Consider the following 21,902-nt stretch of genomic DNA (forward strand, 5'->3'; position numbering starts at 1 on the left):
TCGGCGGGGGGATGTGTAACCCTACGACAACCTCAGGACGCACCATGCGTCTTCAAGAAAGACCCGGAAACCAGACAGCGACCCAAGGAGCCGTTCGCGTGGAGTACCCGCCTCGGAATGGGCAAGGGGACCGCCGTCCCGCCCGCCCCTGGCAGGACGGCCCCGAACGCCGCGCCCCGCAGTCCGGCTCCGCACGCCCGGCACCGCCGCGGCGTGACCCCCGGGACTCCGGCACCGGCCCTCGCCGGGCCACCCCGGCCCGCCCGCCCGCGGCCCGCAGCCGCCCGGCGTCCCCGCCACCGCGGCGCCGAAGCTCGTTCCGCGGCGCGAAAATCGCCCTGACCGTGGTGTCCCTGCTGGTCATGGGTCTGACGGGCTACGCGTGGGCCTCGCTGGAAGGCCTGGTCAACGGGCTGAACTACCAGGACGTCATCGATCCGGCCTCCGGCGGCCCGCAGCCCGCGGACGGCGCGCGCGACATCCTGCTGGTCGGCCTCGACAGCCGTACCGACGCGCAGGGCAACCCGCTGTCGCAGGAGGTCCTCGACCAGCTGCGGGCCGGTGAGTCCGACGGCGAGCTGAACACCGACTCCCTGATCTTCGTGCACATCCCGAACGACGGTTCCAAGGCCGTCGCCGTCTCGCTGCCGCGTGACTCCTACGTGGACATTCCCGGCGGTTTCGGCAAGCACAAGATCAACTCGGCCTATGCGCGCGCGATGCTGTCCGCGCGCAAGGACCTGCAGAAACAGGGCGTCACCGACCCCAAGGAACTGGACCAGAAGGCCAACCAGGCCGGGGCAAAGACGCTGATCCAGACCATCGAGAAGCTCACCGGTTCGACCATCGACAACTACGCCGCGGTCAACCTGCTCGGCTTCAGTGACATCACGAAGGCCGTCGGCGGCGTCGACGTGTGCCTCAAGGACAACGTCGACGACACCTACTCCGGCGCGAAGTTCACCAAGGGCGAGCACACTATCTCAGGGGTGGAGGCGCTCGAGTTCGTCCGCCAGCGCCACGGCCTGCCGCGCGGCGACCTCGACCGGGTGGTGCGCCAGCAGGTCTTCATGGCGGGGATGGCGAAGAAGGTGCTTTCGGCGGGGACCCTGAGCAGCCCGACGAAGCTGAACGACCTGATCGAGGCGATCAAGAAGTCCGTCGTGCTCAACCAGAATTGGGACATCTTCGGCTTCGCCCAGCAGATGAAGGGCCTCTCCGGCGGTCAGCTGGAGTTCCGGACCATCCCGACAGTCAACGTCGAGTACAAGACGCCGGAGGACGGGGTCGCCATCCAGGTCGACCCCAAGCAGGTGCACGACTTCGTGCAGGGCGTCGCCGGCCCGCCGCCGGGCGAGTCCCCCGCCGCCCCGCCGCCGGACGAGAACAACAAGAAGACCACCGTCGACGTGCGCAACTCCTCCGGCAAGACCGGCCTGGCCGCTAACGTCGCGAAGGACGTCGCCGCGAAGGGGTTCACCGCGGGCGACACGGCCAACTCGTCATCCCGCAAGACAAGCGTGATCTGGGTCCCGAAGGGACAGAAGGACGCCGGGAAGACCGTCGCCGACGCGCTCGGGATCACCGCCACGGTCCAGGAGGACAAGAGCGTCGACGCCGGGCACGTGATGGTGTTCCTCGGTGCGGACTACCAGGGCGGCTCGACGGCGCCCGACTCCAGCTCGAACGCCCCGGCGCAGGCTCCCGCCCAGGCGCCGGACGACGGCCAGACGATCACCGCCCAAGGCGTTCCCTGCGTCAACTGACCCGGCCCGGTTTCCGGCGTCGACGCTGGCCCGTCCGGAGCAGCGGCGTTACTCCGTTCGGCTTATCAGTCGAATCGGTATGAAAGACATCCCCGAAATCGCGTAAGCGCGGGGCCTCTGCCGACTTACATACACGTGAAGTGCACTCGCGTTCGCCCGTGCGGCGGCTCGCGAGGACACGAGGGAGCACGTGGCAGGGCAGGGGACGAGGAGTGCTGATCGACGCTGAGGACTACCAGCGGATTCTCGGGGACGAGCTCCGCAAGCTCCGGCGCCAGCGTGGCTGGACGCGCAAGGAGCTGAACCAGCATCTGCAGAGCGAGATCTCGCTGCAGACGCTGGCCACTTACGAACTCGGCACCCGGCAGTGTTCCGTGGTGCGCCTGGTCGAGCTGTGTGTCGCGATGGACGAGCTGCCCCAGGACCTGCTGGCCAAGGTGCACCGCCGGGTGTTCATCGACGAGCCGGGACGCGTGCGCGTCGACCTGCGCAAGGTGATCGTCGACGACCAGCCCGAGCTGGGCTCGCTGCGCCGGTGGGCCGAGGGCCGCCTGCACCAGGGCGGCGACGCGAACCACGAGGTCCAGCTCGACCTGCCCGCGCTCGACCGGATGGCCGAGCTGTGCGGCATCCCCACCGCCGACCTGATCGTGCGGCTGCGCCGGCTGGGCGCCCCCTGATCCCCCTCCCCCAAAGCCCCTGAAGGCCAGGCGAATTCAAGAGGTGGCAGCTTGTTCCTTTGTGGACAGTAGTGTGTTGAGTTGTTTTTGTGGTGTAACCCATTTCAGTGTTTTGTGTGTCGTTCGTTGAGCTGAGTGGCGAGGGCGGGGACCTTCACACGGTCTGTTCTGGTGAAGGGGACTTTTGCAAGGTTGAGTCGAGGGAAGGCCCCCTTCAGTCGCTAACCCAGGTTTGCCGTGTGCCCTGATGGGAGCCTTCACGGCGTCTAACGCCGTCATGGTGGCCTTCAGGGGCAGCAACCTAAGAGGCGGCGGAAGTCAGCCGAGGAGCTCGAAGTCCTCCGCGCGGACCTTGCGGGTGTCGAGCCAGTAGCGCCACGTGAAGCCGGGCCAGATCGTCCGGTTGACGCCCTTCGCGTCGAGGTACCAGCTCTTGCAGCCACCCTGGGTCCAGATGCCCTTCTCGAGCTTGCGCTGGATGTCCACGTTGAACCTGGCCTGCGACGCGGGCTTGGCGTCGAGCGCCTTGCCGCGCGCCATTCGCAGCGCCTGGGCGACATACGAGATCTGCGACTCGATCATGAACACCACCGAGTTGTGCCCCAGCCCGGTGTTCGGGCCGAGCAGCAGGAACAGGTTCGGGAAGCCGGACACGGTGATGCCAAGGTGGGTGTTCATCCCCTCGGTGGCCCACTCCTTGCCGAGGTTGCGCCCGTCGCGCCCGATGATCTCCAGGTCGTCGAACGCGTCGGTGACGTGGAACCCGGTGCCGTAGATGATCACGTCGACCTCGTGTTCGACTCCCACGCCGTCCACCACGCTGTGCTCGCGGACCTCCGTCACCCCGTCGGTGACGACGTCGACGTTCTCCCTGGCCAGCGCCGGGTAGTAGTCGTTGGAGACCAGGACGCGCTTGCAGCCCATCGTGTAGTCCGGGGTCAGCTTCGCGCGCAGCGCGGGATCCTTGATGGACTTGTCGATGTTGCGCCGCGCGATGCGCTGGCCCAGTTTCATCACCCCGGGGTGCCCGTTGAAGCCGATCGCGCGCGCCTCGAGTCCCCAGTAGAGGATGTCGCGGAAAGCGCGCTGGACCAGCGGAACGGTCTTGAACATGCCCTTGAGCCAGCCGGGCATCTCGCGGTCCGGCTTCGGCATGATCCACGGCGGCGTCCGCTGGAACAGGTGCAGCTGCTCGACGTCCTTGGCGATCTGCGGGACGAACTGGATGGCGCTGGCCCCGGTGCCGACCACCGCGACGCGCTTGCCGGTGAAGTCGAAGTCGTGCTCCCACCGCGCCGAGTGGAACGCGCGGCCCTGGAACCTCTCGATGCCGGGCAGCTTCGGGATCTGCGGCAGGTGCAGCGCGCCGAGCCCGGCGACCAGAGCCGGCGCGACGAACTCCTCCCCGGACTTCGAGGACACGTGCCAGCGGTTCTCGTCGGCGTCCCAGCGGGCGCCGGTCATCTCCTGGCCGAAACGGATGTGGCCGCGCAGGTCGTATTTGTCGGCGACCTCGCGCATGTACTTCCAGATCTCCGGCTGCGGCGAGTACGCCCTGGACCAGCCGGGATTCTGCTCGAAGGAGAACGAGTACATGTGCGAGGGAATGTCGCAGGCGCAGCCCGGATAGGTGTTGTCGCGCCAGGTGCCGCCGACGTCGGCCGCCTTCTCGAGGATGACGAAGTCGTCGCGGCCTTCCTTGCGCAGCTGGATGGCCATGCCGAGGCCGGAGAAACCGGTCCCGACAATCACGACCCCGGTCTCGGTGCGGTTGCCCATATGCCCGTCCTCCGTTGAAGTTCCTATTACCTCGAGTCCACCTTACTCGAAGTAGGTTACCACCGGTAGAGTGTCGTCGTGACCACGGCGAAACGCAAGCGCATGCCCCGGGCGGAACGGGAACGGCAGATGATCGACATCGCCGAAGAGGTCTTCGCCGAGCGCGGCTACGCGGCCTCGTCCATGGACGAGATCGCCGAGCGGGTCGGCGTGTCCAAGCCGATGCTGTACGAGTACTTCAACTCGAAGGAAGGGCTGCTGCTGGCCTGCATCCAGCAGTCGCGGGCGGCGCTGCGCGAGGTCACCGAGCGGGCGACGGTCGGCGTGGCCACCGCGGAGGAGGCGCTGCGCCTCGGCCTGCTGGCGTTCTTCGTGTTCATCCGCGAGCGACGGCAGGCGTGGTCACTGCTGCGACACGAGATGGCACTGATCGGCACCCCGGCCGCCGACGAGATCGAGCAGACCCGGCGCCAGCAGACCGACCTGATCGCCGCGCTGATGAGCGGCCACTTCGACAACGGCGACGACCTGCGCGCCGAAGCGTCGGCGGAGTTCGTCGTCGGCGCCTGCGAGCGACTGGCCATCTGGTGCGAGCGACACGACGAGGTGACGCCCGAAATGGCCACCGGCTACGCCATGGACCTGCTCTGGGACGGCCTCAACCGCCGCACCCGGTGAAACGCCCGTGAGGATGCCCGTGCATTAGGCCATTCGGTCGTCACTCAGAGCACATTGCGTCTGGTTACTTGTGACACAGAGTTGTCTTGCTGTATCGATAGCACTGTAGAAAGTGGGTTGGACCTTTTCGGCCGACGCACGAGAGTGGGGAACGTCATGGCCGAGTCGCGTCATGATCGCGCGGTGGCCGAGTCAAGGTCGGTGACGCATGCTGGTGAGGGAGAGGGGTGAGACAGATGGCAGACACAATCACGGCGAACTACGTGCAGACCGGTGATGACTGGACGATCACGGTCAGTGGTCTCGGCAAGCAGCTGACGGCGAGAGCGCCCGGCATCATCGCGGCGAGGGATCGCACCGATCAGCTGGTCGAGAAACTGGCACCGGAAGGCCGCACGACAGTGGTGCACCTGCTCAACGGGAGTGCCTTCGAGTTCACGAGCGCCTACATGACGGCCCGGCTGACCCTGCCGGAGATCGCACCACTGGTGGTGCCGCCGCCGGCGGTGCCCAAGCAGGCCGAAAAGGCGTCCGCGCCCGAAAAGGGTTCCGGCAAACCGCAGATGCCGCCGAGCAAGCAGCTTTCCAAGGCCGTCGAGCCACGGAAGCCTGCCGAGCACACGCCGAAGTCCGACGAGGCGAAGCTGAATCCGGGTGGCCCGGTGGCGGCGGCCGCGGTGGCGACGAAAACCGTGACACCCCCGGCCGCCAGGGCCTGAGGCCCTGACGCCGGCGGGGTTACTTGAGGAGTTTGCGCAGCAGCAGGACGCCGATGAGGACAGCGGCCCCTATGAGCGGGTACTTCACCTTCGGCTCGTCCAGCTTCGCGCGCACACTGTTCTTCGCCGTGTCCGCAAGCCGCTGGGGGTTCGCCTTGGTGCCGAGCTGATCGAGGGTCGTCGCCAGAGCGTTCCTGGCCTTCTCGATCTCACGCTCGATGGTCTCGGGATCGCGAGCCACTTGTCCTCCTCGCACATCGGACTTGCTGGTGCCCCACGGTAGAGGACAGCCCCCACCGGCACCGCATTGACCACGCCGAGGAAGCCCGATCGTGGCGCACGATACGCTTTCACCGCTTGTGGGGGCCCGTAGCCCAATTGGCAGAGGCACACGGTTTAGGTCCGTGCCAGTGAGAGTTCGAGTCTCTCCGGGCCCACAATGACACGCTGACCTGCGGTTTCTCGGTTGACCTCAGGTGATCGACAAGGCCCCGTACCGCAAACGTGCCGCAAACACCCCGCTTCGCGCTCAGGGCGTGCCCAGCAGCCGCGGGATCTCGGTGAGGACGTCGTCAAGCGGGCCGTCGTCGCCCTGGGCGCGGCAAAGGATGACCGCGCCCTCGATGGCGGCGACCACCACGGTGGCCAGCGACCGGGCCCGCGCGGCGGGGATGCCGTGGGCGACCAGGAGGCCGGACAGGCTCGTCTGCCAGCGGGTGAAGATTTCGCGCACCAGCACGGCCACCTCGTCGGTGCCGTGGCGACCATCGACGGCCAGTGCCACGATCGGGCAGCCTGCGGTGTAGTCACTGTCGGCCAGCGCGTATTTCCAGAACCGAACGAACCGCTCCAGCGCTCGCACCGGGTCGCCATCGGTGGCGGCGTCTTCGACCAGGGCCGTGATGAAGTCGCCTGCCAGCCGGGTCGCGCTGAGGATCAGCTCGCTTCGCCCACCGGGGAAGTGGTGATACACCGACCCCCGGCTCGGCCGAGACCAGCGTGGAAGTCAGCGACATGATGCAGCCGGGCCACATCTCACTGCCCAACGGGATGGGCGTGGCCTACCCCGGCGACGACGGCACCGACCATGTCGTCGGCGTGCCGCTGAACACGCTGACCTCCAGCACCCGCCGCGACAAGTTCGTCGGCACCCCCTGGCACAAGAACGTCCCCGCCCGGCTCGAACGTGTGCCGTCGTGAACCTCGTCAGGGGACACGCGAGCCGCGGCGCGACGGTGGCCGACGCCATGATCCGCTTTCCCCAAGTGTGCGGACCCGCGACGACCACGGCCCACGTACGCGAACTGTTCCGCGACGATCACGTGCACGCCGTACTGGTCGTCGACAACGACAAGCTGATGGCTGTGGTCGAACGGCCGGATGTCACGACGGTGCCCCCGGAGTTCCCCGCCCGCCTGGCCGGGCGGCTGCGGGGACGTGTCAGCAGCCCCGACGCCGATCTCGACGCCACGTGGCACACGATGACCGCGCTCCGGCGGCGGCGCCTCGCCGTCATCGACGACCATCAGCTGCTGCTCGGTCTCTTGTGCCTCAACCGCACCGGTCTCGGCTTCTGCGCCGACGCGGACATCAAGGCCCGTGCCCTCGAACGTCGGCTGACCACGACCGCGGCACACGAGACCGGCTGTGGTGCCAGGACGTGAAGAGCGTCGCAGCGCGCCCTTTCCAGTGAAGACGTGCCACACCCGCTACGTAGTGACCGGTGGTGTGAGGAACCCGTCGAGCACGCGCCGGACCTTGATCATGACCAGCTTGTCCCCCAGCTTGTCCCCCAGGCGCAGCGCGGTGTTCGCCGCGCACAGCACCGCGTCGAGCTGGAAGGCCGCGAATCCGGCGTCCAGTTCGGCGATCTCGCCCGCGTCGGCGGCCTTCCGCAGTTCGCCCGCGATCAGGTCCCGCCAGTCCCGCTGGTCACGGAAGAGCGCGTCGCGGACCTGGCCGGGGCGGCTGTCGAAGTCGGCCAGGTTGGCCGCCCTGAAGCAGCCGCCGGGAAACAGCGGCGTCTCGGCGTAGACACCCCAGAGTTCGATCAGCTCGCGTAGCCGGGCCGCACCAGGAGGCGCGGCGAGCGCGGGACGGACGACGGCGTCCAGGAAGGCCTCCCGCGCCGCCTCGACGGCGGCGACCTGCAGTTTCTCCTTCGTGCCGAACAAGGTCTGGACGCCGCTCTTGCTGAGGCCCAGGTCGGTGGCCAGCCTGCCGAGACTGAGCCCGGTGAGCCCCTCAAGCGAGGCGACGTCGGCGGCGTGGCGGGCGATCGCGTGCCGGGTCCGCGCGCCACGGAGGAGACGGCGGTCGACGATCTCCGCGGTGGCGGGGTGCTCGGTCATGGGTCCATCATTCCCTTGCTATAAACATACGACCGATCGTATGTTTAGTTTACCGCAGCTCTGTCAAGGGGGAATCGTGGCACTTGATTCGAGAGTCAAAACGCTCGGCGAGCTCGAAACGGCACCGCTGTTCGACCTCGTCGTCGATCTGGACACGCCGCTGAACTTCGGCGACGGCCCGGTCGGCAGGCGGGTTCTCTTCGGCGCGGCAGGCGGCTCGTTCGAAGGCCCGGCGCTGCGCGGGAAAGTGCTGGCGGGCGGCGGGGACTGGGCGCTGTTCCGGGAAGACGGGACCATGACGCTGGATGTGCGGCTGACCCTGCGCACACACGACGGCGCCCTGGTCAACATGACCTACGGCGGCCGCTGGGTCGTCCCTCCCGGGCTCCGCGCGGAGCTGGCCGACCCGGCGAAGCGCTACGAGGCCGATCCCGCTCGTTACTACTTCCGCACCACCCCGCTGTTCGAAACGGGATCACCGGACTACGCCTGGCTCAACGACATCATCTGCGTCGGTTCGGGCTACCTGGTCGACGGCGGGGTCGCCTACCGCGTACTCCGGGTCGGCTGAGGAGGTGCTCTACGTGCGCGAGCGGCGGTCGGTAGGCCATCATGGACGACTGTGGAGTCCACTCGTGTGGATCGCTGGCTGTGGGCGGTCCGGCTGACCAAGACCCGGCCCGACGCCGCCGCGGCCTGCCGGGGCGGGCACGTGCGCGTCAACGACCGGCCGGCCAAACCGGCGACGACGGTGTCACCCGGCGACCAGGTGCGGGCCCGCGTGGGTGACACGACGCGGATCGTCGAGGTCGTACGGGTGATCCAGAAGCGGGTCGGGGCCACCGACGCCGCCGTCTGCTTCATCGACCGGACGCCTCCGCCGCCGGACACCTCCTCGGCCGTCGCCCGTCGCGACCGGGGCGCGGGCCGTCCGACGAAACGGGAACGCCGGGTCCTCGACAAGTTCCGGACCGGCGAACCCGAAGCGCTGTGATCCTGGCCGTGGCGGCACTGCCGCGGTACCGGGACAAGAAAGATCGGCCTGCTCGTCGAGGACATGCACGACGTCACCATCGACGGGCGCGGGGCCGAACTCGTCTACCACGGCCTGCAGACGGCGTTCGCGTCGATCCGCTCGACGAACGTGACGTTCACAAACTTCTCCTTCGACTACGCCGCGCCGAAGGTCATCGACGCGACCGTCGCCGCGGCCGGGGTGACCGCGGGACACGCGTACCGCGTCCTGTCGGTCCCCGCTGGCAGCCCCTATCGGGTGAACGGCACGCACATCACCTGGCTCGGCGAGACCAGCCCTGCCACCGGGCAACCGTACTGGTCGGGCGTCGACGGGCCGGAGTACACGCAGATCCACGACCCGGTGGCGCAGAAGACCTGGCGCGGCGACAACCCGCTGTTCAGCTCCGTCGCCGCGGTCACCGACCTGGGCGGACGCCGCGTCCGGATCGACTACACCACCTCGGCGGCGCCGGGCTCGTCTACCAGATGCGCCTGATCGAGCGGGAAGAGCCGGGCGCGTTCATCTGGGAGTCGAAGAACGTCACGATGCGCTCGATGAGCGCCTACTATCTGCAGACCTTCGGCGTCGTGGGGCAGTTCAGCGAGAACATCAGCATCGACAAGGTGAACTTCGCGCCCGATCCGAGGTCCGGCCGGTCGACGGCCTCGTTCGCGGACTTCGTGCGGATGTCCGGGATCAAAGGCAAGGTCTCGATCACCGGCAGCGTCTTCGACGGGCCGCACGACGATCCGATCAACATCCACGGCACCTACCTCGAGGTCGCCGGGAAACCCGGGCTGGCCACGCTGTCCCTCGCTTACCGGCACCCGCAGACCGCCGGCTTCCCGCAGTTCTCCCCCGGCGACGAGGTCGAGTTCGTCGACAAACTCACCATGTCCCCGCTCCTCGGCGCGCACGCCGTGGTCGCCGTGGTCGACGGGCCGAGCGGCATGAACCACACGAAGCCGCTGACCACGATGACCGTCACACTCGACCGGCCCGTGCCGCCGGGAGTCGAGATCGGCGGGACAGTCGCGGAGAACATCACCGCGACACCGTCGGTCCTCGTCTCCGGCAACGTGTTCCGCAACGTGCCGACCCGCGGCGTGCTCGTCACCACGCGCAAACCGGTCCTGATCACCGGCAACCGGTTCGACGGGATGTCCATGCCGAGCGTCTACATCTCCGCCAACGCCTACCAGTGGTACGAATCCGGCGCGGTCTCCGACGTCACGATCCGCGGCAACGCGTTCACCAGGCCCAGCGGCCCGGTCATCCTCGTGGAGCCGACCAACCAGGTCCTCGATCCGACGAATCCGGTGCACCACGGCATCTCCGTTGAGGACAACAAGTTCGACGTCGGCGACGTCACCGTCGTCGACGCCAAGAGCGTCGGCGGATTCCAGTTCACCGGCGACACCGTGCGGCGGCTGGACGGCCCGGCGCACCCGCCGTACACCTCGCCCCTGTTCAAGTTCCACGGCAGCTCGGACATCCGGATCGAGCGCAACCACTACGACAAGGGCCTGAACCCGGCCGTGGTCACGGACTAGGGCTCCGCGGGCCGCGGTAGGGCAGCGTCTGGCTGTAGACGATGTTGGTGGTGGTGCTGCCGAACTGGGCGAGTTCGTTCATGAGCTGCTCGAGGTGGGGCATGGAGTTCGCGGCGACCTTCAGCAGGTAACAGTCGTCGCCGGTGGTGCGCAGGCACTCCAGGATTTCGTGGCGCTCCTCCAGCAGCCGGTGCAGGGGTTCGTGCTTGCTGCCGGGGTACTTGAGACGGACGATGGCGAGCACCGCGAAACCAGCCTTCGCGAGGTCGACGTCGGCGTGGTAGCCGGTGATGACACCTGTCGCCTCCAGGCGTTTCACGCGCTCGGTGGTCGCGGAGGCGCTGAGGTTCACGCGGCGGCCCAGCTCGGTGAGCGGGATGCGGCCGTCGCGCTGGACCTCGCTCAGGATGGCCCAGTCGGTCTCGTCAAGACTCACGGTCATCCGGGCACAATACCGGGAGATCCACGCCCGGAAGAGTCCAACGCCGTGAACGATCTCTTTCTGACCAGGAAGACACTGGATAGTCTTGTCCGATGCGACTTGGCGTGAACGTGCCGAATTTCGGGCCGGGTGCCGATCCCGGATTGCTCCGCGACTGGGCCAGGACGATTGAGGGCCTCGGGTTCGACCTGCTGATGGTGTCGGACCACCTCGCGATCACCCCCGACGTCGCCGAGCAGTATCCGGCGCCGTTCTATGAGCCGTTCACCACGCTTTCGTGGCTGGCCGGGATCACCGACCGGATCCGGCTGGGCACCACCGTGCTCGTCGTGCCGTACCGGCACCCGCTGGCCATCGCGCGGATGGCCGCCAACCTCAACCAGCTCAGCGGCGGACGGCTGGTGCTCGGGGTGGGCGTCGGCTGGGCGCGACAGGAGTTCGAGGCACTCGGCGTCCCGTTCGAACAGCGCGGGAGGCTGACCGACGAGCATCTCCGGACCGTCCGCGCCGCTTGGGAGGACGACCGGGACTATCGCGCCGGGGACATCCCGATCTGGGTCGGCGGCAACAGCGCCGCCGCGGTCCGCCGGGCCGTAGACCTCGGCGACGCCTGGCATCCGCTGCACTTCACCCTTCCCTGGCTGCACGCGGCACTCGAACGGGTTACCACTATTGCGCAGGCGCAACAGCGGCCGGTGCCCGCGCTGGCGCCTCGCATCATCCTTCGGCTCACCGGATCGACGATCACCGACGCCGGGCGACGCGCGGGCGAAGGGACCATCGAGCAGGTGGTCGAGGATCTCGGTGAGCTGCGCCGGGTCGGCGCGGACACCGTCCTGCTCGACACGTTCACCGACGATCCGGCAGAAACACGCCACCCCGAGCAGGCGTGGCAGACACTCGCGACGATCGCGGCCCACTGGGACCTGCGTACTCCCCCAACCGGAACGGAACAGCCATGACACCAGAAGACGAACGCTTCCTCCGCAGGGCAATCGAGCTGGCCGCGTCGGCGCGGGCGGGCGGGAACCCGCCGTTCGGTTCCCTGCTGGTGGGTGGGGACGGCGCCGTGCTCGCCGAGGAGCGCAACACGGTCTTGACGGACAACGACATCTCCGCCCATCCCGAGCAGAAGCTGGCCAGGTGGGCGGCGCGCGAACTCGACCCGGGCACGGCGGCCACGACCACGATGTACACCAGCTGCCAGCCCTGCGGCATGTGCGCGGGCGCCATCGACCGCTCCGGTCTCGGGCGCGTCGTGTTCGCCCTGTCGGGCGAGCAGCTGGGGGAACTCAAGCCGGGCGGCGGTTTCCCGCCGGTGCCGCAGGAAGGTCCGGCCTTGCTCGACGAGGCGAGCGTCCCGGTCGCGGACTACTACCGGTAGCGCCCCTGAAGGCCACCTTCACGGCGTTTTACGCGGTGAAGGTGGCCTTCAGGGGCTTGGGAACCGGACCCGGCTACGGGTTGGTGACGATGGTGAACGTCGAGGTCGTGTTCTTCACGTTCAGGAAGTTGTTGCTCATCCTGAGGTTGTTGAACGTGACCGTGCCGACCGCCGGGCCCTGGCCCGCCTCCGGCAGTTCGTTCGCCCAGAGGCCGAACCCGGACTTGGCGTCGAAGGCGTCACCACTGCGCTGCGCACCGGTGATGCTGACGTTGGTGAAGATGGTGTCCTTGATCGGGAACTGCGGTTGGCCTCCCACGTAGTTGGTCTGGAACATCACGCCGCTGTACGTCGGGTCGACGATGTCCACATCGGACACGCGGATCCCCTGGAACACCTTGGACGCCGAGAACACCCAGATTCCCGGGAACGTCTGGCCGCCCCAGAAGTGCCCGCCGGTCCGCACGAGCGAGATGTTCTGCAGGTTCGTCGGATCGGTGCCGAAGCCGTTCATCGGATAGCCGAAGTCCAGCGAGCTGATCGTGATCCCGGCGTAGGTCAACGTGTCCGCGATGTACATGTTGCGGAACGTATTGGCGAAGCCGCCGTAGACGGCGACGCCGGCGGCACGCCACGTCAGGATCGACGTGAGGTTCTCGTACAAGTTGTTCTTCTCGTCGGCACCACCGGCGTCGATGGCAGAGAACAGCGCGAAACTGTCGTCACCGGTGGAGCGCGCTTCGTTGTTGGTGACGTGGTTGTCCGTGCTGCCGTTGGTCATGTTGACGCCATCGGCGAACGTGTCCCGGATCCGCGAGTTCGAGATCGTGACGTTGTCCGTGTTGGCGCCCCAGTACATGCAGACCATGTGCTCGGTCCAGATGTTGTCGATCGTCATGTTCGCGACATTGGCGAAGTCGAAGACCTTGCCGGGGCCGTCGATGCGGGACGTGTAGTTGCCGAAGTAGCCGAAGCCGGAGAACGTCGACCCGTTCGCCGTGGCATCCGCCCGGAAGCCGATGTCAGTGTTGTCCTGAGTGGACGGTGCGAAGAACCGGGTGAACCACGGCCCAGCGCCGACGATCTTGAGCACCTTGCCGTAGACCTGGAACTTGCCCGAGGTCTGGTAGTCACCCGGCGGCAGGTAGACGCCGACGAGATTGCTGTCCTGCCGCGCCTTGTCGATCGCGTTCTGCACGTCCTGCTGGCCGAATCCGGTGGGCACGGCGTACTTGGCCGGGTCCGGATTGCCGATCGCCGCGACCTGTTCGAGGCTGACGAAGTCGATCGCGTACGTCGTGGTGTTGGCCGCGTCCTTCTGCAGCTTGATCTTGCTGCCCGCCGGCACGGTGGTGCCCAGCATCAGACTTGCCTCGTCGTAGATGTGCCGTGGCCCGCCCGAACCCGGCGAGTTCCCGGGACCGGCTTCAGCGCCATACAGCCACGAGTACTTCGACGTCAGGTCGATCGCCTTCAGGAAGGTGCCGTTGACGTACACGTTCAACGTCGAGTCGAGTCCGCCGCCGCCCGCCGAGTCCGGGATCGAGAACCGGGTGACCAGCGTGTTGGTCGTGGCCCTGGTCGTGAACTCGACCGAGCTTCCCGTGGAATTCAGGGTGACCGCCTTGCGGCCGGACGCCTCCCCCGCCAGGTCGCCGATGGTCCGGTTCGGGCCGACGACGCTCGCGCCGCCCGAGGTGACGCCGTCCTCGGCTTCGTAGGTGTCGTACGGCATGTTCGCGCCACGGCCGACGAACAGCGCCTGACTGCTCGTGTTGTTGGCCTGTTTGACCGGCAGCTCGGCGCTGTCGTTGGCCAGTACGGTCTTGACGGTGAACTTGCCGTTGACCGCGGTCCACGAGCCCAGGTTGACGGGCGCCGTCGTGCTGCCGGCGGCGATGGTCCCGTTGTAGGCGCCGGTCAGCGTCTTGACGACGGCCCCGCTCGTGGCGTCGATGACCGTCAGGGTGATGGCGTGCGAGCCGCTGCCGGAGGCGACGGAGCCCTGGTTCTTGATCGCGACGGAGAAGTTCACCGCGTTGCCCGCGGCCGGGTTGTTCGGCGACCAGGCGACGGGCGACGCCACCAGGTCGGACGACGCGACCGGGGTGACGACCAGTGACGACGGGCTGGTGAAGCTGTTGTTCGCGTCGTTCTGCTCGATGACCTTGTTGCTCTCGTCGACCTTGGCGCTGACCGGGTAAGTCCCGGCGTCACGCGGCCCCGCATCGACCGAAACCGTCGTCGAAGCCCCGGCGGCCAGCGCACCGACCGGTGCTGTTCCGGCGACCGCGGTGCCGAGGTAGAGGGTGGCGTCGGTGGCGCCCGCGGCCGCGGTGCCGATGTTCTTCACCGTGGCGGACAAGGTGATCGGGTCGGTCTCCACCGGCGAGGTGGGGCTGGTGGACATGCCGGTGATCACGAGGTCCGGGTTCGGCCCGGGAACACCGAGGACCTGGAACTCCGCGACCTGGCCCCCGCCCGCGCCCGAGTTCGAGGTGACGCGGAGCCGGACGTCGGCGGCACGGCCGCTGACCGGGATGGTCACCGTGTTTCCGGACGCCGGGTCGAAGGTGTACACCGCCGCGGCGGTCAGTGTGGTGAACGCCGACGAGCTCTGCTCGCGGCCCTGGACCTCGATGGTCTGGGTGCGGGTCGACCACGCGCCGTCCGGGTTCAGCTTGAGCACCACCGAGCTGACGTCGGCGTTCGCGCCCAGCGCGACGGTCAGCAGGTTCGGGTAGGTGCCACCGCCCGCCTCCCAGTAGGTGGCCGTGGTGTTGTCGTTCGCGTTGGCGGCGACGAAGTTGAGCGTGGTCGACGAGGCGGTGATCGCCTTGCCCACGGCCAGGTTCGCGCCGTTCGCGGTGCCTGTGCGGGTGACGGTGTTGCTGTTCGGCGACTGGTTACCGGCCGCGTCCTTCGCCCGAATGTAGTACGAGACGTTGCTGCCGTCGGGCTGGCTGTCGGTGTAGGTCAATACGTTGCCCGCGACGCTCGACCGCAACGTGTTGTTGGCGTACACGTCGTAGCCGGACACACCGACGTTGTCGGTGGCCGCGTTCCAGGTCAGTTTGATCTGGCCGGTGCCCGGCTGGGTGAGAGACAGGTTAGCCGGGGCGGTCGGCGCCTGGGTGTCGCCCGTCGCCGGGCCGTAGACCTCGAACTCGGACAGCTGCCCGGCAGGCCAGCCGGTGTTGGCGGTGAGGGCGAGGCGGACGTATCGGGTGGTGGCCGTGTCGAACGAGATCGTCACCGTGTTGCCGGTGGCCGGGTTGAACACGTAGCCGGCGGACGCGACGAGATCGGCGAAGGTCGAGCCGTTTGCGCTGCCCTGCACCTTCAACGTCTGCGTGCGGGTCTCCCAGCCTGACGGCAGTTTCAGGACGATCCGATTGGTGGCGAGTGAAGCGCCAAGATCGGCTTGGATCCATTGGGGGAACGCGTTGTTCGCGCTCTCCCAGTAACTGGCCTGGTTGCCGTCGTTCGCGTTCGACGCGACATACGGCGAGTTCCCGCTGCTCGCAGTCAACGTCGTGGCCGCCGCCAGATCGGCGGTCGACGCGGTCGCGCGGTGGGCCTCGAGTTCGGAGAGCTGAGCCGAGGGCGAACCGGTGTTGGCCGTGACTTCCACCCGGACGACACGGGCGACAGTCGGCGCGAAGGCGATCTTCACCGTGTTCCCGGCTTTCGGGTCGAACGAGTATTCAGCAGAACTCACGATGGTCGAGAAGCCGGTGCCGTCCAGGCTGCCCTGCACGGCGAGGGTCTGCTTGCGCGCGTTCCAGCCCGCGGGGACCTTGAGGACGACCTGATCGACGCTCGTCTTGGCGCCGAGGTCGATCTCCGCCCACTGCGGCTGCTTCGCCGTCGAGCTTTCCCAGTAGGTGTTCTGGTCGCCGTCACTGACCTTCGCGGCGGTTCGGTCGCCCTGGGAGCTGCTGGCCGAGGCCGCCTTCCCGGTCGTTTCGGCGGCGTGCGCGGTCAGCACCGGCAAGCCGAGCACGAGCAGGGCGGATGCGAGCAGTGTGGCGCTCGCCCGCGGTAGGAGTCGCTTCGTTCTCATGGCGTTCCTCTGGCCTCTCCGTTGAGGGGGCAAGCGGGACCGCACGCTTGAGATGGGGACCGGGCGCACGGAAACTTCCTGAAACTGGTGAGTATTTGCCGCTGTCTTGTACGAGATTTGCACTGTGGTGTCCAAGAGTTGCAGAAGGCCTGCTCGGAAGCCACCGTTTCACCCGACCGGAGCAACGCGGACCCGGGACGAGGCGCCACACGCGTCCGGTTGGACGGTGAACGTCCCTCGACGGCCGACGAGCGGCAAGGTCTCGGCCGGGACCGCCCGTCATGGTCATTCGCCGACGACGGCGAGATCGACACTGCCCCACCGGGCGCCGGAAACACCGACCATGGACGGCACGTCGCCTTCGGCAGCCAGGGCGACGACTTGACTCGCAAGCCCGCGTCGAGTACCAGGAACCCCTCACACCGTTGCGACCTCATCGGCGTCGAGGTCGTGAGCAGTGATCGTTTGACGACCGCAAGCCACCCGGTCATGACAGCGGTGAATAGTCGTCATGGTCGCTGGGTGGCGACAACCTTGGCTCATGCAAGGGTTCAGGGCTGCTGAAGTAGCTGCGGCCGGTGGGCGTGGTGACGGTGAGCATGCCGTCCGGGCTCAAGGTGCGGTGCCAGCCTGGTTCGTCCCTGAGTTCGTGCTCGGTACCGCAGTAGCAGACCATTTCGCCGAGAGTGGCCGGGTCGCCGTTGGTCCGGTCGGTGCCGGGGTAGCTACCGTGGTCGATGCCGCAGGCCTGCGCCGGACGGCTGCAGCCGACTCCGCGGCATTCGCGATCACGGACCCGGATGAACTCGTCCATCGAGGCCGTCGGCCGGTAGCGGGTGCGGCCCAGTTCCAGCACCTGCCCGGTCAGCGGGTCCGTGATGATGCGCCGGAGCACAGTGTCCGGACCAGTGGCGATATAGCGTGCAAGCCCGGCGGGAAGGTGGCCGTGGCCCGCCATTTCCACGGGGTTGTGGTTGAGCCCGAGGTAGGTGTTGAAATCCATGTAGAGGAACACCTCCGGCCGGGCGCCACCTCTGCCGCCGTCACGGTGGCCCAGCAGGAGATCCAACGTCACGTCAGCTCGAAGCTGGTCCAACGTCCGGCGCTCGTCGCGGGTCTTCAGCGCGCGAGCCACGCGATCGATGCGCCTGTACGCCGTGGCCGCCTTCTCCACCGGGGCGTTGTCGATCGACAACGTCGCGGTGCCCTCACCCTGGCGAGTCAGCACCAGCCGCCTGCTCGTGCGACGACGTTCAGCGCGTCTCTCGGCTCCGCTCGGATCTGTTTTCATCGCCGCATAGCAGGCGGCTCGGCGGACCTGGGTGGCGTTCTTCCCCACCAGCCTCGACACTAGGATCTCGTCCACCGCTCCGGCGTCCACATCGGACAGCCAGTCGGTCGCTTCGACGACTTTCGATGCCCGGTACCAATCCAGGACACCGCTTTCCATCAATCCCAAAGTACGTGGCAGCCGCTTGATCAGTGCCCTGGCCACGGTCACCAGGGACCGGGCGTGGTGCTGGGTGACCGACAGGCTCAACGCCACTTCGGCCAGCGGCCCACGTGAACCGGCACGCACCTCGTCGAGCCGGTTCACCGCACGCGCCTGCAAAGCCTGCAACCGCGCGATCAACGCCGCCGCGCCCTCCATCAGCTGGACGACGTCGTCAGCGTCCATGTGGCACACCTCGGCGCCGATGCCTCGAAACCCATCCGACCGTAGACCAGCCAGCACCTGTCTTTCTTCCGTAGTGATGTTGTCAGGTAAGACCTCAGTAGTGGGCACGCCGACGACGCTAAAGAGGACCACCGACAAGAACGGAAACGCAAAAAGCGAACGCACCACTCCAACGAGTGAACTGCCGGGCACGAAAAAGGGCAGCACCCACCGGAAGATCGGCAGGTGCGGCCCTGAAACGAGCTACTGCTTGAGCAGGTCCAATTCGAGTGTGTTGCCTTCGCTCTTGGCGAACGCACTGATGTAGTCGTTCAGCGCGCCGCAGTTGGCGAACGCGGAGAGCGAGTAGGTCCCCGTCAGCTTGCCGCCCTTGAGCAGGTCGAAGCCCGCGGCCGTCACGAGATCGACACTCGACGGCGTGACGGTGCCGCATTTCGGGTCGCTGCTGATCGGCAGGCCGAACAACGAGACCAGCGGCAGGAACACGTCGAACCGGGTGTGCGAAACGAATCCGGTGCCCGTCAGTTGACCGGCCTGCACGCCGTTCTGCACCACGGTGATGTCCGCGCTTCCCGGCAGAAATCCGAAGAGTTTGAAGTCCGTGTGCGTCGGATCGACTTTCAGGTCACCGGTGAACGTTTTCGTCGCGAGATCGACCTTCGCCGCGAACGCGCCCGTGATCGGCGCCGTGCTGCCCAGTGACTTGAGTGCCGTGCTGCCCTTGAAACCGTAGGCGAACGCCGTGTCGCCGGGAGGGGCGCCCGCGAGGTCGAAGGCGATCAGGGTCGGGTCCTGCCCGGGGTCCAGCACACAGTCGGAGGTGAACGAGCCCAGCCCGGTGGGCGAGCCGTCGGCCTTCTTCGGCGTGAGGCGGGTGCTGAAGTCCCCGATCACCACGGAGGTCTTGCCGGGGTTCTTGAGCACGGCGGTCGGGACGGATCCAGTCGCCACCGGGGCGAAGGTGCCGGTGGTGGGGATGTCGGTCTTGGCGACGTTCATCGGGATCTTCAGCGCCAGCGGCTTCGCGGGGCCGTTGGTGATCGTGGCGCCTGCCGACGCGGTGCCCTCGATGGTGGCGGCCTGTACCAGGTTCAGCCCACGCGCGGGCTTGTCCGGCACGGTCACCAGCACCGTCAGGTCCGAAGTCTTGAGCGAGCCGCCGACGGCGGTGGGCACGTCGAAGTTCGCCTTGATCCCGACGTCCAGCTTCTGCAGGCCGATCAGCGGGAACGGACAGGTGAACGTGAGGTGCTTGTCGATCGGTGTCGGCGCGGCAAGGCTCTGGCCGCCGCTCAGCAGCAGGCCGGCCACGACAACAAGCCCGACGGTGCCCGCCGCGAGCACGGCGCGGACAGGAGTGCGGAGGTTCATGATCGCCTTCCGGATGGCGGGGCACCGGCCCCCGCCGCGGTGAGCGACGAGGGCCGGCGCCTGACTTTGTGGTAGCCGTGACCACTAGGGTGCGGGCGAACCCGGCGAGTTACTTCTTGGTGAGGTTGAGATCCAGCGTGTTGCCGTCACTCTTGGCGAACGCGCTGATGTAGTCGTTCAGCCCACCGCAGTTGGCCAGCGCCGACAGCGAGTAGGTGCCCGACAGCTTGCCGCCCTTGAGCAGGTTGAAGTCCGGAGCGGTGACCATCTCGGAGGTCGAGGGGGACACGGTGCCGCACTTGGGGTCGGTGCTGATCGGGAAGCCGAACAGCGCGACCTGGGGCAGGAACACGTTGAACTTGATGTGCGCCTTGAAGCCGGGGGCGACGAGCTCACCCGACTGCACGCCTTCCTGCACCACCTTGATGTCCGAGCTGCCGGGCAGGAAGCCGAGCAGCTTGAAGTCGGTGTGGGTGTTCGCCAGCGTGAGGTTGCCGGTGAACGTCTGCGGCTGCAGCTTGACGTCTGCGTCGAAGCTACCCTTGATCGGCGCGGTGCTGCCGAGGGACTTCAGTGTGGTCTGCCCGTCGATCGCGTACGAGTACTTGATCGTGCCGCCACCGGGGGTGGTGGGGGTGGTGGGGTCACTCGTCGGCGTCGTCGGCTGGGTGCTCGGCGACGTCGGCGTGGTGGGCGTGGTGGGTGACGTCGGCGGGGTGCTGCTGGCGGGGCCGCTGCCGACCTTGATCGTGGCCAGGAGGTTGTTCTGGCCCGGGTCCTGCGTGCAGGCCGTGCTGATCGTGCCGTCCGGCGTGATGTCGGTGACCGTGCCGTCCGCCTTGCGCGGGGTCACCTTCAGCGAGAGGCCACCGACGTTGATCTTGACGTCACCGGCCTCCTTGAAGGTCAGCGACGGGGTCTTGCCGTTGGCGTTGATCGCCATCTCGCCCGAAGCCGGGATGTTGGTCTTGTCCAACGTGACCGGCACCGTGAGCGACGGGAGGTTGATCCCCGCGCCCACCACACTCGCCGAGGCACCGGCGGTGCCTTCCAGAGTGGTGGCGCCGATGATGCCCAAGCCACTTACGGTGTCCTCACTGATGGTGGACACCGCCTTGATGGCGAAAGCTCCGGTAGGCGTGTTGACCGGCACCGTAAGCGGCAGGTCGGTGGTAACGGCCACCTTCAGCGGCTGAACCCCGACGATCGGGAACTCGCACTTGTAGGTGAGGGTGAGCGAGACCGGGTCAGCGGAACTGACCTGCGCCCCGACGATCAGTCCAGCCGCGACCAGGCCGGTCGCGGTCGTGGCAGCGGCAACCGCGGCCAGCTTCTTGAATCCTCTTCGGTGACTCACAATCGTCCTTCCGTGGTATCAACGGTGATACGAAACGGCTCGAAACCACTCACCCCGGTCACAACCGGGAATCGGTGTGATTTGCGTTCGAGGGTAGTGAAGATGCTTGTCCAATCGCTACCAAACAGTAAGCTAACGACGCACCACGAGTGGGGCAAGTGGAAACCCGGAAAACTTGCACCGGTACCAAGAAATTGTCACACGAGCACGCCGGGCGAGTACGGTACTTAGCAGCGCCGCGCCATGTTTTCCCTGGTGCGAGCCCTGGCGCGACAGGCTGACACAGGTGACAAAAGCAGTCGGAGAAACTCGCCCAAGGATGATAAAGGCGTCAGTGGATAAGCATTTATGACGATCGCGGCCTTGCACCTGCGGTGCGTGCTCAGTAGCGTCCGCCATAGTACGTTCGCCTTTTCCCCGCCGGAATTCATCAAGGATGATGACATGGACAAGATTCGCCGTCTGGCCACCACCGTCGCGTTCGCCTCGGCGCTGGGTCTCGCCCTCACCGGCTGCGGTTCGAAAGGTGCCGCTGACGACGGCCCGCACGCGGACCCGGCCGCGATCGCCTGGGTCGACAAGGTCTGCACCGGCGTCCAGGCGGGCTCCGCGAAGCTGGCCAACCCGCCCGCGTTCGACCAGGCCGACCCCCAGAAGGCCAGGGACGCCATGGTCGGGTTCCTCACGTCGATCTCGTCCGCGCTCGACGACATGGCCGGCGGCATCAAGGGCGCGGGCCTGCCCCCGGTGCCGAACGGCCAGGTCACGGTCGACAAGGCGACCGGAACGCTGACCGAGACCAAGGCCAAGGTGGACGCGACGCGGACCCGCATGCAGGCGGCCAAGATCTCCGACAAGGAGGGGCTGCAGCAGGTCATCGCCGAGGCCAACACCAGCATGGGCCAGCTGTCCGACCCCGAGGGCCCGATCAAGGACCTCAAGGCCAACCCCGAACTCAACCTCGCGTTCGCCGAGTCCCCGACCTGCAAGCGGGTCTACGGCAACGCGGCCTGACCATTCAATCCCCCAGCACTTTCCCCCAGCACGGAGGTCGACCGGT

22 protein-coding genes and 1 tRNA gene are annotated in these 21,902 nt (G+C 67.3%); 14 read left to right on the forward strand and 9 right to left on the reverse strand.

Features of this window, described 5'->3' with window-relative positions:
- Positions 1-98 precede the first annotated feature (98 nt).
- Entirely contained in the window at positions 99-1,766 is a 1,668-nt protein-coding gene (locus QMK34_RS24250; RefSeq protein WP_442785201.1) for an LCP family protein, read from the forward strand.
- 212 nt (positions 1,767-1,978) lie between these two features.
- Positions 1,979-2,446, forward strand: coding sequence for a helix-turn-helix transcriptional regulator (locus QMK34_RS24255; RefSeq protein WP_326416599.1), 468 nt, complete (start codon positions 1,979-1,981; stop codon positions 2,444-2,446).
- A 318-nt stretch (positions 2,447-2,764) separates the two neighbouring features.
- Here QMK34_RS24255 and QMK34_RS24260 read toward each other — a convergent pair whose 3' ends face one another.
- Positions 2,765-4,225: a flavin-containing monooxygenase gene (locus QMK34_RS24260; protein WP_326416601.1), complete on the reverse strand. Its 1,461-nt coding sequence runs from the start codon at positions 4,223-4,225 to the stop codon at positions 2,765-2,767.
- Positions 4,226-4,303: 78 nt separating this feature from the next.
- Here QMK34_RS24260 and QMK34_RS24265 point away from each other — a divergent pair, with 78 nt between their 5' ends.
- Both QMK34_RS24265 and QMK34_RS24270 read left to right on the forward strand, forming a co-directional pair.
- Positions 4,304-4,903: a TetR/AcrR family transcriptional regulator gene (locus QMK34_RS24265; protein ID WP_326416602.1), complete on the forward strand. Its 600-nt coding sequence runs from the start codon at positions 4,304-4,306 to the stop codon at positions 4,901-4,903.
- A 236-nt stretch (positions 4,904-5,139) separates the two neighbouring features.
- A complete protein-coding gene (locus QMK34_RS24270) occupies positions 5,140-5,622 on the forward strand; it encodes a hypothetical protein (protein ID WP_326416603.1) in 483 nt (160 codons plus the stop codon).
- Positions 5,623-5,641: 19 nt separating this feature from the next.
- Here the strand turns inward: QMK34_RS24270 and QMK34_RS24275 are convergent, their stop codons facing one another.
- Complete coding sequence (locus QMK34_RS24275; RefSeq protein WP_326416605.1) at positions 5,642-5,863, reverse strand: DUF3618 domain-containing protein; 222 nt, start codon at positions 5,861-5,863, stop codon at positions 5,642-5,644.
- Positions 5,864-5,985: 122 nt separating this feature from the next.
- On the opposite strand from QMK34_RS24275, the gene QMK34_RS24280 reads away from it, so the two are divergent.
- Positions 5,986-6,059: transfer RNA gene (locus QMK34_RS24280), tRNA-Leu, on the forward strand.
- A gap of 92 nt (positions 6,060-6,151) precedes the next feature.
- Here QMK34_RS24280 and QMK34_RS24285 read toward each other — a convergent pair.
- Positions 6,152-6,595, reverse strand: a complete 444-nt coding sequence (locus tag QMK34_RS24285) for an LmrA/YxaF family transcription factor (protein WP_326416606.1) — start codon at positions 6,593-6,595, stop codon at positions 6,152-6,154.
- A gap of 26 nt (positions 6,596-6,621) precedes the next feature.
- On the opposite strand from QMK34_RS24285, the gene QMK34_RS24290 reads away from it, so the two are divergent.
- Both QMK34_RS24290 and QMK34_RS24295 read left to right on the forward strand, forming a co-directional pair.
- Positions 6,622-6,822 carry a hypothetical protein gene (locus tag QMK34_RS24290; RefSeq protein ID WP_326416607.1) on the forward strand — a complete coding sequence of 67 codons (201 nt, stop codon included), beginning with the start codon at positions 6,622-6,624 and terminating at the stop codon, positions 6,820-6,822.
- On the forward strand, positions 6,819-7,286 hold the full coding sequence (locus tag QMK34_RS24295) for a CBS domain-containing protein (RefSeq protein ID WP_326416608.1): 468 nt from the start codon (positions 6,819-6,821) through the stop codon (positions 7,284-7,286). The genes QMK34_RS24290 and QMK34_RS24295 overlap by 4 nt, the downstream gene beginning before the upstream one ends.
- Positions 7,287-7,331: 45 nt before the next feature.
- Here QMK34_RS24295 and QMK34_RS24300 read toward each other — a convergent pair whose 3' ends face one another.
- Positions 7,332-7,973, reverse strand: a complete 642-nt coding sequence (locus tag QMK34_RS24300) for a TetR/AcrR family transcriptional regulator (RefSeq protein ID WP_326416609.1) — start codon at positions 7,971-7,973, stop codon at positions 7,332-7,334.
- Positions 7,974-8,049: 76 nt separating this feature from the next.
- On the opposite strand from QMK34_RS24300, the gene QMK34_RS24305 reads away from it, so the two are divergent.
- The 4 genes from QMK34_RS24305 (at position 8,050) to QMK34_RS24320 (ending at position 10,544) form a co-directional block, all read left to right on the forward strand.
- The gene (locus QMK34_RS24305) at positions 8,050-8,544 is read left to right on the forward strand and encodes a DUF3237 domain-containing protein (RefSeq protein WP_326416610.1); all 495 of its coding nucleotides are present in this window, start codon (positions 8,050-8,052) and stop codon (positions 8,542-8,544) included.
- Positions 8,545-8,595: 51 nt separating this feature from the next.
- Positions 8,596-8,967 (forward strand): RNA-binding S4 domain-containing protein, encoded by a 372-nt coding sequence (locus QMK34_RS24310; protein ID WP_326416611.1) that lies wholly within the window; start codon positions 8,596-8,598, stop codon positions 8,965-8,967.
- Positions 8,968-9,030: 63 nt separating this feature from the next.
- Positions 9,031-9,486: a hypothetical protein gene (locus QMK34_RS24315; protein WP_326416613.1), complete on the forward strand. Its 456-nt coding sequence runs from the start codon at positions 9,031-9,033 to the stop codon at positions 9,484-9,486.
- On the forward strand, positions 9,477-10,544 hold the full coding sequence (locus QMK34_RS24320; RefSeq protein ID WP_326416615.1) for an alpha-1,3-galactosidase-related protein: 1,068 nt from the start codon (positions 9,477-9,479) through the stop codon (positions 10,542-10,544). The genes QMK34_RS24315 and QMK34_RS24320 overlap by 10 nt, the downstream gene beginning before the upstream one ends.
- Here the strand turns inward: QMK34_RS24320 and QMK34_RS24325 are convergent.
- Positions 10,534-10,986, reverse strand: coding sequence for an Lrp/AsnC family transcriptional regulator (locus tag QMK34_RS24325; RefSeq protein ID WP_326416616.1), 453 nt, complete (start codon positions 10,984-10,986; stop codon positions 10,534-10,536). The two genes, QMK34_RS24320 and QMK34_RS24325, sit on opposite strands and share 11 nt — an antisense overlap.
- Before the next feature lie 92 nt (positions 10,987-11,078).
- Between QMK34_RS24325 and QMK34_RS24330 the strand changes: the two genes are divergently transcribed.
- Together QMK34_RS24330 and QMK34_RS24335 are read left to right on the forward strand one after the other, a co-directional pair.
- Positions 11,079-11,948, forward strand: a complete 870-nt coding sequence (locus tag QMK34_RS24330) for an LLM class flavin-dependent oxidoreductase (protein WP_326416617.1) — start codon at positions 11,079-11,081, stop codon at positions 11,946-11,948.
- Positions 11,945-12,370 carry a nucleoside deaminase gene (locus QMK34_RS24335; RefSeq protein WP_326416618.1) on the forward strand — a complete coding sequence of 142 codons (426 nt, stop codon included), beginning with the start codon at positions 11,945-11,947 and terminating at the stop codon, positions 12,368-12,370. Before QMK34_RS24330 ends, QMK34_RS24335 begins: the two co-directional genes overlap by 4 nt.
- Before the next feature lie 73 nt (positions 12,371-12,443).
- Here the strand turns inward: QMK34_RS24335 and QMK34_RS24340 are convergent, their stop codons facing one another.
- The 4 genes from QMK34_RS24340 to QMK34_RS24355 form a co-directional block, all read right to left on the reverse strand.
- Positions 12,444-16,436, reverse strand: coding sequence for a discoidin domain-containing protein (locus QMK34_RS24340; RefSeq protein WP_326416619.1), 3,993 nt, complete (start codon positions 16,434-16,436; stop codon positions 12,444-12,446).
- A gap of 487 nt (positions 16,437-16,923) precedes the next feature.
- Positions 16,924-18,114, reverse strand: coding sequence for a DUF222 domain-containing protein (locus QMK34_RS24345; RefSeq protein ID WP_326416621.1), 1,191 nt, complete (start codon positions 18,112-18,114; stop codon positions 16,924-16,926).
- 243 nt (positions 18,115-18,357) lie between these two features.
- Positions 18,358-19,485 carry a DUF6801 domain-containing protein gene (locus tag QMK34_RS24350; protein WP_326416622.1) on the reverse strand — a complete coding sequence of 376 codons (1,128 nt, stop codon included), beginning with the start codon at positions 19,483-19,485 and terminating at the stop codon, positions 18,358-18,360.
- A 109-nt stretch (positions 19,486-19,594) separates the two neighbouring features.
- A complete protein-coding gene (locus tag QMK34_RS24355; RefSeq protein ID WP_326416623.1) occupies positions 19,595-20,842 on the reverse strand; it encodes a DUF6801 domain-containing protein in 1,248 nt (415 codons plus the stop codon).
- A 444-nt stretch (positions 20,843-21,286) separates the two neighbouring features.
- Between QMK34_RS24355 and QMK34_RS24360 the strand changes: the two genes are divergently transcribed.
- Positions 21,287-21,856 (forward strand): hypothetical protein, encoded by a 570-nt coding sequence (locus tag QMK34_RS24360; protein ID WP_326416624.1) that lies wholly within the window; start codon positions 21,287-21,289, stop codon positions 21,854-21,856.
- Positions 21,857-21,902 lie beyond the last annotated feature (46 nt).

Source organism: Amycolatopsis sp. H20-H5 (assembly GCF_035828755.1).
Classification (GTDB): domain Bacteria; phylum Actinomycetota; class Actinomycetes; order Mycobacteriales; family Pseudonocardiaceae; genus Amycolatopsis.